The 13728-nt window shown below is 72.3% G+C and carries 8 protein-coding genes and 1 CRISPR repeat array; of the genes, 3 read left to right on the top strand and 5 right to left on the bottom strand.

Annotated features, from left to right (window positions below; genetic code table 11):
• The 3 genes from casB to cas3 form a co-directional block, all read right to left on the bottom strand.
• Nucleotides 1–657, bottom strand: coding sequence for a type I-E CRISPR-associated protein Cse2/CasB (casB, locus tag ABT345_RS19725; protein ID WP_345089843.1), 657 nt, complete (start codon nucleotides 655–657; stop codon nucleotides 1–3).
• Nucleotides 658–736: 79 nt separating this feature from the next.
• Entirely contained in the window at nucleotides 737–2449 is a 1713-nt protein-coding gene (casA, locus tag ABT345_RS19720) for a type I-E CRISPR-associated protein Cse1/CasA (protein WP_345089846.1), read from the bottom strand.
• Between the two features lie 158 nt (nucleotides 2450–2607).
• A complete protein-coding gene (gene cas3, locus ABT345_RS19715; protein WP_345089849.1) occupies nucleotides 2608–5619 on the bottom strand; it encodes a CRISPR-associated helicase Cas3' in 3012 nt (1003 codons plus the stop codon).
• Nucleotides 5620–6040: 421 nt separating this feature from the next.
• Nucleotides 6041–7593: a CRISPR direct-repeat array (repeat unit 28 nt; unit sequence GTGAGCCCCGCGGGTGCGGGGGTGGTCC).
• Nucleotides 7594–7798: 205 nt separating this feature from the next.
• Between cas3 and ABT345_RS19710 the strand changes: the two genes are divergently transcribed.
• Nucleotides 7799–8227 (top strand): SCO4983 family protein, encoded by a 429-nt coding sequence (locus tag ABT345_RS19710; protein ID WP_345089852.1) that lies wholly within the window; start codon nucleotides 7799–7801, stop codon nucleotides 8225–8227.
• Between the two features lie 117 nt (nucleotides 8228–8344).
• Here the strand turns inward: ABT345_RS19710 and ABT345_RS19705 are convergent, their stop codons facing one another.
• Nucleotides 8345–10165 carry a phosphoenolpyruvate carboxykinase (GTP) gene (locus tag ABT345_RS19705; RefSeq protein WP_345089854.1) on the bottom strand — a complete coding sequence of 607 codons (1821 nt, stop codon included), beginning with the start codon at nucleotides 10163–10165 and terminating at the stop codon, nucleotides 8345–8347.
• A gap of 424 nt (nucleotides 10166–10589) precedes the next feature.
• Between ABT345_RS19705 and trhA the strand changes: the two genes are divergently transcribed.
• Both trhA and ABT345_RS19695 read left to right on the top strand, forming a co-directional pair.
• Nucleotides 10590–11339, top strand: a complete 750-nt coding sequence (trhA, locus tag ABT345_RS19700) for a PAQR family membrane homeostasis protein TrhA (protein ID WP_345089857.1) — start codon at nucleotides 10590–10592, stop codon at nucleotides 11337–11339.
• Nucleotides 11340–11344: 5 nt separating this feature from the next.
• Complete coding sequence (locus tag ABT345_RS19695; protein ID WP_345089860.1) at nucleotides 11345–12040, top strand: TetR/AcrR family transcriptional regulator; 696 nt, start codon at nucleotides 11345–11347, stop codon at nucleotides 12038–12040.
• Nucleotides 12041–12370: 330 nt separating this feature from the next.
• Here the strand turns inward: ABT345_RS19695 and ABT345_RS19690 are convergent, their stop codons facing one another.
• Nucleotides 12371–13714: an amidase gene (locus ABT345_RS19690; protein WP_345089863.1), complete on the bottom strand. Its 1344-nt coding sequence runs from the start codon at nucleotides 13712–13714 to the stop codon at nucleotides 12371–12373.
• Between the last annotated feature and the right edge of the window lie 14 nt (nucleotides 13715–13728).

The raw sequence follows: 13728 nt of genomic DNA, 5'->3' as shown, positions 1-13728 counted from the left end.
TCACGGCCGGTCCGTTGTGCCGGGCGCGTCGGTCTCGCCGGGCCGCGCGCCTCTGAGGTGGTAGGCCATCCCCCATGCGCGGCGGACCCGTGCACGGCCGTCGGGATGGTGCCAGCTCCGGATGTCCCGCATCAGCGCGTCGTAGTCCAGCGGCTTCTGTACGGAACGGAGTTGGGTGATCAGGCCACGCAGGCGATGGACGAAGGCGGGCACGGATGTGGCGCTGACGGTGGCGGCGACCCGTCGGTCGACTGCCTCCGCGCTGTAGCCCTTCTGGCGATCGTCCGGCTCCCCGGTGGGGCGTTTGTGGAGTGCGCGCAGCGCAGCTCCCACTGCGACCCCCGGTGCGTGCATGGGGATGCTCTGGCTCTGTTGGTGCAGGCCGTAGAGCGAGAGGGCAGCGTGTTCGGCCTCCAGCCGGCGGGTGACCTTTCCATCGGTCTCGGTGACGTAGAAGGGCCAGAGCGCGGGGACGGTGAAGGCTTCTCTTCCCAGGCCGGACCGGAGTGCGGCCAGGTGCTCTCCCGGGGGCTGCTTCTGCTTTCCGGTGTCCGGGTCGGTGCGCCAGGCGCCATTGCCGTTCACGTACGCGTTCCAGTACAGACGGCGGGGCGGGGCGGTGCTCTCGGCGGGATCGGGCTGCGGTTCGGTGGGCACTGCGTTCCCCTTCGAAGGGATGCGGGCGGGCAGGGGAGGTTCGGTCCGACGCGGGTGTCCGTGAGCGTCCCGGGCGTGTTCACCCGTTCCGGCGAGCGGCGGCACGGCGATGGAGGACGGTGTCCAGGCGGTTGAGGAACGTACGCTCGGCGATGTCGAGGGCGTAGGTGCGTTCCTTGCCGTCCTTGACGACCTTGCGTCCGGTGAACAGCCTGGCCGGGACGGCGGCGAGGAGCTGGTCGGCCACCCGCCATGTGATCTGTCCGGCCTTCCGTTCCCATGCCTCCAGACCGCGCTCGGACACCTCGAAGTCCTCGCCGACGGTGCGCAGACCGGTCAGAAGACGCCGCACCACGGGGTCGAGTGCATGCAGGAGGGTGTCGCCGGGGCGCTGGCCCTTGTCCCAGGGGATCGGTGGGGCGCCGGCTGCCCGGCGGAGGTCGCCGGACAGGTGGTTGACGGCGGCGGCGAGGTTCTCCGCCTGTTCCACTGCCTCCAGCAACGCGCCGTAGACGATGCCGTCGGGGTCGAGCGCAGTGACCGGCAGCGGGATCGCATCGTGGTACAGATCCTCGATGACTGCCGATTGGTTGCCGTACGTGATGCCGGTGAGCTCGACCTGAAGCGGATACGCCGGTGGGAGCTGTCGGCATGTCTCGCTGAGCCGGGCGATCACCGTGCTGGTGCGGAATCCGCTGCGGGTGGCGGTGGCCTCGCGCTCCTGGTCCGCGGCGTTGATCGCCAGCAGAGGGCCCAGCCCCCGCCAGGCAGCGCGTCCCGGTTGGTGCCTGCGGGGGCGCATGGTGGGCGACGCCTTCCGGGTGGGCTTCGCCGTGCGGGTGGACGGCCGCTCGACCGCCCACGCCGTGTGCGTCTCCAGGTCGGGGCTGAGGTCCAGCCGGTCACCGGCCGCGACGATGACCCGGGTCACGCGTGTCTCGCCGGTGCTTTCTTCCGGGAAGAGCCGGATACGCCGGGACTGCCAGGTCCAGAGGTCGAGCAGGCCGCGGGCGGCCCGGGACTGCCAGCCGGGCGTGGCGCAACTGAGGGTGTCCTCGGCCGCCGCCTCGTCGACTGCGCGGCGACGCCACTGCGGCAAATCGTCCGACAATCGCGTATAGCCGTAGGGAATGTTGAGCAGCAGCGTCTCGTAGAGCGTGCGTCCGAGAGGCAGCGTGACGCCCAGCTGGCCGAGTGGCCCGGTGGGATTGCCGGTGGTCTTGCCGGACTTCGCCCGGGTATCGCCGACGGCGCCCGTCTTGATGGCGGCGGTGTCCCAGCAGTGGGTGTGCAGCAGCCAGTGTGCGGCCTGGGCCGGCGTGAGGGCCGGGGGATCGCCTTCCGTGCGGGAGGAGAAGAGCGGGACGTTGTTTCCCGTAGCCATGGTGGCCACCAGCAGGGCGGACCCCTTTGTCTCGCCCTTCGCCGTACGCAATCCGGCTACCTGCGCGAAGGGATCCACCGGATCGAAGAGACCGAAGCGGTGGTGGTGGCTGTCCATATAGGCGATCAGCCGCTGCCGCTGCTCCTCCGTGAAGGCCCCGGCACGGAACATCAACGTCCAGGTCTCCGCATCCTTCGGCGACCCCAGTGCGTCCACAACCAAGGGGAGCAACAATTGGCGGAATATCGCAGGTTTCTGGGTGGGAAGATCCACCACGAGGTCCCGGAATTGATCGGCGTGAAGGACGAGATCGCGCAGCCCTGTTTCCACCGGGGCCTTCAGCGCATCACTCCCGAGATCTCCCACCGCGCTCACACGAAGCCACGGATCATCCAGAAGATTGAACAACTCGTTCCCCCAAGGTCTTCCGCATTTCAGCGAGGTCGGCAGGTTGGCATACCGCTGCCCCCTCACTCGTCGGGCAGAGGAATTCCGGCCTTCCGTACGCACCGGAAGTCCGTTCGCCGGCGTAGCACTCTTCCGTCCGGTGGATCCGTCGGCCCACCTCAAGTGGGTATACCGGTGGGGGCATGGCTCTCCGTCGGCGTCGCCCCGTCGCCCTCTGTTCCACGGTCGGTGGTGACGGACACGGTGTACGCCGAGAGCCCGACCATCTCGTCGTAGTGCAGCCGGTGCTCGCCGAGCACGGCACAGCCTCCCGTGTCGAGAACGAGGGCGGGGGTGTACCGCAGCCGCGGGTGGCCGAGCCATCCGGGCAACGGGCGCAGCTGGCGCTCCGCTTCAGCCACCCATGCGACGGGCAGCCGCACAGTGCCGCCCAGCACGTCGTCCAGCAGCGCATCGGGCACATCGCCGTTGACGGTCAGTGCTTTGCCGCACAACGTCCGGTACGTCGCCCCGTCGTGGACGACCAGGACGACTTCCGCTCCAAACTCTCCGTCGCGGACCACGGCGCCGACGGCGTCGTCCGAGCCCTCGCCGGGCACCGCCGCGTAGTGCAGCCCGGCGAGGGTGGCGCCTTCCTTGTCGCCACGCCGGGTGAGGAGGAAGCCGAGTGCTTTGTCGGCCCGTTCCTCCTGGGCCTTCTCCCATTCCGTACGAGCCTTCTCCGCATCTGCTCGCCATGGCGCCGGTACCTCCTCGTCGGCGCTTCCGTAGCCGGAGGCGACCAAGGCGGGCACCTGCCCGGGTACGCTCCACTCCGCCTGGCCTGCGCACGCGATGGTCACCAACGCGGCGCTGCGGAGCAGCAGATGACGCCCGTAGATGGCTTCGGAGGCTCGCAGAAAACGAGGGGCGGGACCCGCCGGGTCGGGGCGGGACCCGCCCCGGCTTGTCTCCTTCGCGTCCTCCTCGCCCGCCCCGGAGAGTCCGGTGATCACGACCAGCGGCGTACGCAGCCGCCGCGGACGCTGCACGCCGTCGTGACGGTGGAGTCGGCCGATTCGCTGGAGCAGCAGGTCGATGGGGGCGATATCGGTGATGAGCAGATCTGCATCGACGTCGAAGGACTGCTCCGCGAGCTGCGTCGCCACGACGATCAGCCGCCCCGGGCGCCCTTCCGTACCGTCCCGCCCTGCGGCACCGCCCAACAGGCGAAGGCACCGTTCCGTACGGTCCGCCCGTGGCCCGACGGCCAGGCGGCCGTGCAGCAGCAGAACCTCCTCGCCGAACTCCTCGCGCAGCGCACGGAAGAGTGTTTGCGCACGGTGCACGGTGTTACGGATGACGAGTGCGCACCCGCCCTCGGCCAGCTCGGAGCGGAGTCGGCCGACAATCGAGGCGTCCGCCTTCTCCTGTGCTTCCTCGGTCCTTTCCCGCGCCACGCCGCGTCCGGGGATCGCCTCCGGCATGATGTCGAGAGCCACACCGCGGTCGGCGCGCCAGCCCTCGCACGCCTCGGCGCGGACCTGGGGCCGGAGGCTGCCGGGCGCCACCCATGCGGAGGTGACCGAGGGATAGCCCTGCGGTTCGGGGAGCTCCGCGGTCGTGAACTCCTCGCATGAGGCGGCGCCGGCCAGGTAGGCGTCGATCAGGGCGCGCCGCTGCCGAGGGGGAAGCGTGGCCGACAGCAGCACCACCGGCACCCTGGCCTGGCCGAGCCAGCGCAGGCCCTCCGTCAGGAACTGCGACATGTAGACATCGGCGGCATGCACCTCGTCCAGGACCACGACCTTCCCGGCGAGCCCCGCCATCCGCAGCATCACGTGCTTCGTGCGGGTCGCGGCGAACAGCAGCTGGTCGATCGTCCCGACCACGAACGGGCAGAGCAGCCCTCGCTTGGCCCCGAGGAACCATTCGGCCGGGCCCCGTGCCGCCGGCCGCTGCGCGTCGCGGTTCGAGGCGGCGGCGACGTACAGATCGTCATCCGGGCACTCGCCGTACTCGTCCACCCCGCCGAAGGGCGCCTCGGGATCCTGGCCACCGCCTTCCAGCAGGTCCCGCCACTCCTTGTTGAACATCCGTTTACCGTGGAGCAGGGCGACCCGGGCGGCCAAGGCTTCGTCGAGAGCCCCGATCCACTGCCGTACCTGCCCGAACATCGGGTCGCTGGTGGCCTGGGTCGGCATTCCCACGAAGACGCCGTCCGCGCCGAACCGTGCCGCCAGGATCTCCGCCGCCATCAGTGCCGCTTTGGTCTTGCCCTCCCCCATCGGCGCCTCGACGACGAGCAGCCCTGGTGCCGACATCCGCCGGGCGGCGTCCATGACCAGCCGCTGCGACGGGCGGGGGCCGTGCCCGAACCTGTCAGCGAACGCCTCCGGCCCCGGCTCGTCGAGCCGCCCCCAGCCGCCCCGCAGACCGAGCCGTTCCCAGGCTTCCCCGGTCCGCGCCCGGGCCCTCTCCATGCTTACGTCCGGCAGCCGGTCGATGCCCGGGAAGTGCCTCTCGTCACTGGCGATCCAGTCGGCCATGACGATCAGTCCACTGAGGTGCAGCTGCACCGCCCGTGGCGGGACGCCCACAGGTTCGACCGCGGCCAGATCGTCGAACCCGAGCTCCACAGTGAGCCTTTCGACCAGCCTCTTCCGCGCCGCGGCCCAGCGCTCGTCGCCCTCCAACTGCCCACGCGCCCTGCGCGCCGGCCGCGTGGCCCCCAGGTCGGGGAACGCGCCGTGGTGCCCTGCGACCAGCGGCCACACCCAGGCGATCTGCTCCTCGCACCAACGGGCCTGCGGCAAGATTTCCCGCAATACGTATGCGCCTGCCCGGTCGTGGCGCCATCGGCAGTGCGCGACGGTGGGTTCATGCCACCCGAGCCCGGCAGCGCGCACCGCGGCCGCGCCTTTCGGCCACATCCGCTGAAACGCCGGTGTCGCCTTCCCGCAGTCGTGCACCCCGCACAGCCAGGCGAAGAGGCGCCGCCCCCGGCCCGGCCCGCCGGCGATGCCGTCCAGCACACGTCGAGTCGACGGAGCGAGGAATGCGTCCCAGATGCGCTCGGCCACCGCAGCCGTATCGAGGAGATGCGACAACAGCAGGTTCATCCTGCCGCCGGCCTTCTCCTCGGATTTCCCCCACAGCACACCGAGCGGATCGACACCGTCAGCTGCCACCCCTGCGCCCGTTAGCTGATCAATGGCCATGATTCCCCTGCCCCCTGCACTTCGACCTCTGATTCCGGAGCGTAGGGGGAGCCACTGACAACGCCCGCAACTCGATCGTTTTTGATCAGTTATTTATTTTTCTGAACTTTCAATTGCCGATCGAGGTTAATTACGACTGGCAGTTGAGACAGGAGACGCGAGCGGGAAGAAAGCGAACAGAGGGAAGCCACCCGCGCGGGACAACCGGCCCGGAAACAGTCCACAAGAACATACGGTGAGTTGACCATCCGCCGCCCCGGTGAACGCCCCCACGACCTTGCCGAAGCACGCACCAGAGGTTGCCCTGGCCTCACCACGAGAGACTTGACGCTTTGTGATGCGACTAAAGGAAAACACGGCGGGCCTCGAGTAACGTCGCAGGTCGGAAAGTGTGAGCCCCGCGGGTGCGGGGGTGGTCCCGCTGGGTCGGTCAGCATCCGCTGGTAGGCGCCGTGAGCCCCGCGGGTGCGGGGGTGGTCCCCAGAAGTTCCGCCGCGACATCGTCCCGGCCATGTGAGCCCCGCGGGTGCGGGGGTGGTCCGGCGCCTACCAGCAGATGCTCGTCAACCAGAAGGTGAGCCCCGCGGGTGCGGGGGTGGTCCGGGCTGCGGCCGGCGGTTCACCCGCTCCCGGGCGTGAGCCCCGCGGGTGCGGGGGTGGTCCCTCCTCCAGGTGCCCCGATCCCTTGCACTTCGGGTGAGCCCCGCGGGTGCGGGGGTGGTCCGCTCCGCGGATCGACCGGACGGGGGCGGGCGGTGTGAGCCCCGCGGGTGCGGGGGTGGTCCCCTTGAGAAGCCCGCCGCCGATGAGGTCGAGGAGTGAGCCCCGCGGGTGCGGGGGTGGTCCGCACTATCTTCTGCGCGGATCTGCCGCCGGAAAGTGAGCCCCGCGGGTGCGGGGGTGGTCCGCTCACCGCCACTGCCCCGGCACAGGCCGGCCAGTGAGCCCCGCGGGTGCGGGGGTGGTCCCCTCGGCCAGCTCCAACTCCCGGTGGTCCAGGAGTGAGCCCCGCGGGTGCGGGGGTGGTCCGCCCTCGGCCCCGTCATCGGCGGGTTCACCAACGTGAGCCCCGCGGGTGCGGGGGTGGTCCGCAGGCCGACCCGGTCGACAACGGCCACGGCACGTGAGCCCCGCGGGTGCGGGGGTGGTCCCGGTTGGCACTGCCACTACCACGTCCTTCTGTTGTGAGCCCCGCGGGTGCGGGGGTGGTCCCAGGAGAGCCTCATCGCCTCGCGCGGCAGCCTCGTGAGCCCCGCGGGTGCGGGGGTGGTCCCGTTTCCCGGGCGGAGCGGGCCGCGGCCGGCGCGTGAGCCCCGCGGGTGCGGGGGTGGTCCGGGTCGCTTGGGTCCAGGGGTAAAGAGCAGGCGGTGAGCCCCGCGGGTGCGGGGGTGGTCCGGCGCATCTGGCCCAGACGCGGGAGCAATCCCGGTGAGCCCCGCGGGTGCGGGGGTGGTCCGCATCCGGCGGCACAACGACCTCGGGCCCCAGAGTGAGCCCCGCGGGTGCGGGGGTGGTCCGCTGTGGCTGGAGTTCGAGGAGGTGGCCACCGGGTGAGCCCCGCGGGTGCGGGGGTGGTCCGTCATCCAGCTCCACGACGCGACGCAGGATTTCGTGAGCCCCGCGGGTGCGGGGGTGGTCCCCCAGATCCTCGACGGCACCCGCGAAGTGATCCGTGAGCCCCGCGGGTGCGGGGGTGGTCCCAGCCCGATGACGACCGGCCCGGCGAACGCGATGTGAGCCCCGCGGGTGCGGGGGTGGTCCGGAGTACTTCGTGACCACCGTAGAGATCACGTCGTGAGCCCCGCGGGTGCGGGGGTGGTCCCGGGCGAACCGGACCGCCACGAGCAGGCCGTCCGTGAGCCCCGCGGGTGCGGGGGTGGTCCCCTGGAGCATCTGAACGGCCTTGCCCAGCGCGTGTGAGCCCCGCGGGTGCGGGGGTGGTCCTCATGTAGAGCACGCCATGGAATGCGACTCCTGGTGAGCCCCGCGGGTGCAGGGGGCCCAACGGCTCATGAGCGGGCACAGCTGTTCATCGCGAGCCCCCCGGAGCGCAGGGGCACCCTCATCAAGGGCAGCCCTCAAACCCCACCCAACTTTAGACTCAATCTAAGCTAAGATAGTTTCCTAGACGCATTCAGGAGGCTGTCCCATGTACGAACCGATCCGTTCCAAGTCGGTCCACACCATGGCCGCCGCCGGGGAGTTTCCGCACCGTTCGCGGGCGGAGGAGTTGGACATCCGCCTCGCCGGGCATCTGACCGCCCTGCTGACGGTCACCGATGAGCTGCGGGCGCTGACGTCCGGAGCCGAGGGCGAGGCGTTGGCCGCGGCGGCCGAGCGGATCGCCGGGCAGGTGGCGCGGCTGCGTGGTGGCTGCCGGCCGTTGCGGGCCGCGCCGAGCGGCGGGGACCCGGCGCGGGCGCGGGCCCTGCACCGGCGGGCGTACACGCTGGCCGGGCATGCGCTGGTCGTGGCCACCTCGCGGAACGACGCGGCGGCCACCGCCCTCGCCGCCGAGCGCCGCGCCGCCCACGAGTCGCCCGCCGCCCCGGCGCTCCCGGACCTCGCGACGGCGTAGCCGAGGACGTACGCGAGTCCGACCGGAAGACCGGCATATGGAGGGACCCCGCACCGACAGGCGCGGGGTCCCTCCATCCGTTCACTCACCGTGTGCCGCGAGGCGGCACCACGGCCCTCACCCCAGCCGCCGCACCAGCGCCCGGTACTCGTCCCACAGCTCCTTCGGGGTGTGGTCGCCGAAGGTGTTGAGGTGTTCGGGGATCAGGGACGCCTCGTCGCGCCAGACGTCCTTGTCGACGGTGAGGAGGAAGTCGAGGTCGGCGTCGGAGAGGTCGAGGCCCTCGGTGTCCAGGGCGTTCTTCGTCGGGAGGACGCCGATGGGGGTCTCGACGCCCTCGGCCTTGCCGTCCAGGCGCTCGACGATCCACTTCAGGACGCGGCTGTTCTCGCCGAAGCCCGGCCACACGAAGCGGCCCTTGTCGTCCTTGCGGAACCAGTTGACGTAGTAGATCTTCGGCAGCTTGGCGGCGTCCGCGGACGCGCCGACCTTGAGCCAGTGGGCCATGTAGTCGCCCATGTTGTAGCCGCAGAACGGCAGCATGGCGAACGGGTCGCGGCGCAGCTCGCCGACCTTGCCCTCGGCGGCGGCGGTCTTCTCGGAGGCGACGTTCGCGCCGAGGAAGACGCCGTGCTGCCAGGTCAGCGACTCGGTGACGAGCGGGACGGCGCTGGCGCGGCGGCCGCCGAAGAGGATCGCGGAGATCGGCACACCCTTGGGGTCCTCCCACTCGGGCGCGATGATCGGGCACTGGCCGGCGGGGACGGTGAAGCGGGCGTTGGGGTGGGCCGCCGGGGTCTCGGACTCCGGGGTCCAGTCGTTGCCGCGCCAGTCGGTGAGGTGCGCGGGCAGCTCCTCGGTCATGCCCTCCCACCACACGTCGCCGTCGTCGGTGAGCGCGACGTTGGTGAAGACGGAGTTGCCCCACATCGTCTTCATGGCGTTGGCGTTGGTGTGCTCGCCGGTGCCGGGCGCGACGCCGAAGAAGCCGGCCTCGGGGTTGATCGCGTAGAGGCGGCCGTCCTCGCCGAAGCGCATCCAGGCGATGTCGTCGCCGATGGTCTCGACCGTCCAGCCCGGGACGGTCGGCTCCAGCATCGCGAGGTTGGTCTTGCCGCAGGCCGACGGGAAGGCCGCCGCGACGTACTTCGACTCGCCCTGCGGCGGGGTGAGCTTGAGGATCAGCATGTGCTCGGCGAGCCAGCCCTCGTCGCGCGCCATGACGGAGGCGATGCGCAGCGCGTAACACTTCTTGCCGAGCAGCGCGTTGCCGCCGTAGCCGGAGCCGTAGGACCAGATCTCGCGGTCCTCGGGGAAGTGCGAGATGTACTTGGTGGTGTTGCAGGGCCACGGCACGTCGGCCTCGCCCTCGGCGAGCGGGGCGCCCAGGGTGTGGACGGCCTTGACGAAGAAGCCGTCGTCGCCCAGCTCGTCCAGGACGGCCTGGCCCATGCGGGTCATGGTGCGCATCGAGACGGCGACGTAAGCGGAGTCGGTGATCTCGACGCCGATCGCGGAGAGCGGCGAGCCGAGCGGGCCCATGCAGAAGGGGACGACGTACATCGTCCGGCCCTTCATCGAGCCGCGGAAGACGCCCTGCTCACCGGCGAAGATCTCCCGCATCTCGGCGGGGTCCTTCCAGTGGTTGGTCGGGCCCGCGTCCTCCTCCTTGGCGGAGCAGATGAAGGTGCGGTCCTCGACGCGTGCGACGTCGCGGGGGTCGGACGCGGCGTAGTACGAGTTGGGGCGCTTGACCGGGTCGAGCTTGGTGAACGTGCCCTTGTCGACGAGCTCCTCGCACAGCCGCTCGTACTCCGCCTCCGAGCCGTCGCACCAGACGACCCGGTCGGGCTGGGTGAGGGCGGCGATCTCGTCGACCCAGGCGATGAGCTCCTGGTGACGGGTCTGGGTGGTGGGAGCCGCGTTGTCGCGCGCCACGATCGCTCCTAGATGAGGGTGTGGACGGATGGCCGACGGACCGGGCCGGGGGCTGCCGGTTCGGTCCGGGACTTCCGCTTCTTTGGTTGGTGCCCCTTGGGGGCTGCGACCCGGACGCTTCGTGACCGCTCATCCGGTGCCGACCGCACTCATTTGATCATCCGACCCCGACGGCCTTCTGTCCAGGGGGCCTCGTGGTGACCGTCACCACTCGCACCCGTACGTACACCCGCGGCGAAAAACCCTCGTCAAGCGCGTGCCAAGCGTTCGCCAAGCGCGCGCGGGAGGGCGGCGGGCCGCGCCCTCCGCCGGGCCGCGCCGCTCACCCGACCGCCCCCGCCGCCCCGCGCATCCGGGTCCGGCCGGCCCCCGAGCGGCGGCCATCCGACCGGGAACTTACGGTGCCGTAGATAGCATGACCGGCATGACTTCCGCGCCCGATGCCGCAGCGAGCCAGCCCCCCTCCGCGCCCGCGGCGGCCGAAGCGGTCCCACCGGCCGGAGCGGTCGCGACCGCGGCCGACCCGGCGGCGACCGCCCCGGTCAAGCCCCGGCTCCGGGGCTGGCTGCACGCCGGGATGTTCCCGGCCGTCCTGCTGTCCGGCGTCTTCCTCACCGCACTCGCCGACAGCACCCGCGGCCGCGTGGCCTGCGCCGTCTACACGCTCACCGCCTGCCTGCTGTTCGGCGTCAGCGCGCTGTACCACCGCGGCAACTGGAGCCCGCGCGCCGGCGGCGTGCTGCGACGGCTGGATCACGCCAACATCTTTCTGATCATCGCCGGTACGTACACCCCGCTGACGATGCTGCTGGTGCCGGGCAGCCGCGGGCAGATCCTGCTGTGGGCGGTGTGGGCGGCGGCGCTCGCCGGGATCGCCTTCCGGGTCTTCTGGGTCGGCGCGCCGCGCTGGCTCTACACCCCCTGCTATATCGCGATGGGCTGGGCCGCCGTCTTCTTCCTCCCCGACTTCCTGCGCACCGGCGGCATCGCCGTCCTCGTCCTGGTGATCGTCGGCGGTCTCCTCTACAGCGCGGGCGGCGTGATCTACGGCATCAAGCGCCCCAACCCGTCCCCCCGCTGGTTCGGCTTCCACGAGGTCTTCCACTCCTTCACGCTGGCGGCGTTCGTGGTGCACTACGTCGGCATCTCGCTGGTCGCCTACTCGCACGGCTGACGCCGGTGACCGCCACCCGCGCGGACGGCGGGGCGCGGCCCGCCGCCCTGCCGCGTCCCGCCGCGCCCGCCGACGGGCTGCGGGAGCGGAAGAAGCGCCGCACCCGGCAGGCGATCCGCGACGCCGCCTTCCGTCTCTTCGACACCCACGGGTACGAGGCGACCACCGTCGAGCGGATCGCCGAGGCGGCCGACGTCTCGCCCAGCACCGTCGCGCGGTACTTCCCCGCCAAGGAGGACATCGTCCTGCGGGACGTGTACGGGGAGGCGCTGGTGGCCAAGATGGCCGCGCGGCCCGCCGACGAACCGCTGCCCGAGGCGGTGCGCGCCGCCGCGCTGGCGGTCTGCGCGCGGCTGTCCGCCCGGGACCTGCGGGAGCTGCGGCGGCGGGCCCGGCTGATCCGCGACGTCCCGGCCGTACGCCGCCGCACCGCCGAGCACAGCGCGGACGCCGCCGCCCGCGTCGCCGCCACCCTCACCACCCGGACCGGCCGCCCGGCCGGTGACCTGGAGGTACGGGTGATCAGCGCGGCGCTGCTCGCCGCCCTCCAGGAGGCTCTGCTGCGCTGGGCGGAGGGGCCCGCACCGGACGGCACGGCCACCGGGCCGCGGCCGGCCGGCGGCCGGGGCCCGGAGCTGGCGGCGACGGTCGGCCGGGCGCTGGACGTACTGCTGCAGGGGCTGGCCCTGTCGGCGGAGTGAGGCGGGACGGCTGCTGCGGCTGGGCCGGGCGGGACGGCCGGGCCGGGCGAGGCGAGGCGGCTGGGGCCGGGCCGGGCGCGCCCCCGCGGTCCCGCCGGGCGAGGTGGCTGCGGTCGGCCGGGCGCGCGCTCGCGGTCCCGCCGGTTGAGGCGCCCGCGGCCACCGGCCCTTCCCTCGTCGCAAAGGCCGTCCCAAGACCCCCGCCGGGAAGGCCACCCCAAGGAGTGACGGCCGCTCGCGGCGTCCCGCCCACGCCGGGGTGAACGGGGCGGCGCCGCGGCCGGGCTCAGCTGTCGTCCGCGTCCCCGGCGTGCGGCGCCACGGCCGGGCTCAGCCCTCGCCCGCGCCCCCGGCGGGCACCGCGCCGCCCGCCCGCAGCGCCTCCTCGATGCCCGCCGCCCAGGTCAGCACGGCCGGATCGGCGCCGTACGGGCCCACCAGTTGGAGGCCCAGCGGCAGGCCGTTCGCGGCGCGTCCGGCGGGCAGGCTCACCGACGGCAGACCGGCGTTGCTCCACGGCAGGCACATCACCGACGTACCGGTGGAACCGAGGCCGAAGGGGGCCGGACCGGTGGCCGCGGGGGCGATCCACAGGTCGACGCCGGCCGCCCGCCGCGCCGCGTCCAACTGCTCGCGGAACTCCGCCCGCCGGGCGCACGCCGCCGCGTAGGCGCTGTCCGTGACGGCGTGGCCCTCGTGCAGGGCGGTCGCGGTCTGCTCGCGGTAGAGGTCGCCGAAGCGCGCGTACCACTCGGTGTGCGCGCGGGCGACCTCATAGCGGTTCATGGTGAACAGCTGGGTGACGATCTCCTCGAAGTCCGCCATCACCGCCACCTCGACGACGGTGTACCCGGCGCGCCGCAGCACCTCCCGCTGTGCCCGGAGGGCGGCCAGCGCCTCGTCGTCCGCGCGGCGCAGATACGGGCCGGCCGGTACGCCCAGCACCGGCGCCGCCGCGGGCGGCGCGTCCGTACCGTCCGGCCGGTGGTCGCAGAGCACCGAGGCGGCCAGCGCGGCGCCCGCGACGTCCTGCGCGTACCAGCCGACGGTGTCGAAGCTGACGGCGTTGGGAATCACCCCGGCGGTCGGGACGCGGTCGAAGCTCGGTTTGAAGCCGACGATGCCGCAGTACGCGGCCGGACGGATCATCGAACCGACGGTCTGGGTGCCGAGGGCCAGCGGCACCAGGCCCGCCGCGACGGCAGCCGCCGAGCCGCTGCTCGACCCGCCGGGCGTGTGGGCGACGTGGTGCGGGTTGCGGGTCGGCCCGGGCGCGGTGACCGCGAACTCCGCCGTCACCGTCTTCCCCGCGATCAGCGCGCCCGCCGCGACCAGCCGGTCCACGACGGCCGCCTGCGGGCCGGCGAGCACCCCGGGCGGCAGCAGGGAGCCCGCGCGGGTGGGCAGCCCGTCGACCCGGATGATGTCCTTCACGCCGACCGGCACGCCGTACAGCGGCGGTCTGACGGGGCCGTCCCAGGCGGCGGCGGTGCGCTCCGCCGCCGCCAGCAGCCGGGCGCGGCGGTCCGGTTCGGGGACGAAGGCGAGCAGGTGCGGGTCGACGGCGTCGATGCGGTCGCAGGTGCGGCGCGCCGCCGCCACGGGGTCGTCGGCACCGGACCGCAGCGCCGCGGCCTCCCGGACGAGTGAGCGATACCGCAGCAGGCTGTCCACGGCGGCAGGCTACA

This window comes from Streptomyces sp. NPDC000404 (assembly GCF_040300365.1).
In the GTDB taxonomy this organism is placed as follows: Bacteria; Actinomycetota; Actinomycetes; order Streptomycetales; family Streptomycetaceae; genus Streptomyces; species Streptomyces ramulosus.
Note: the sequence above shows the minus strand (reverse complement) of the source record. Positions and strands in the feature narration are given on the sequence as shown.

Bases quoted from the DNA above. Each gene is read 5' to 3' on its own strand.
- ABT345_RS19710 (WP_345089852.1), top strand. From the start codon at position 7,799: ATGTACGAACCGATCCGTTCCAAGTCGGTCCACACCATGGCCGCCGCC.
- trhA (WP_345089857.1), top strand. From the start codon at position 10,590: ATGACTTCCGCGCCCGATGCCGCAGCGAGCCAGCCCCCCTCCGCGCCC.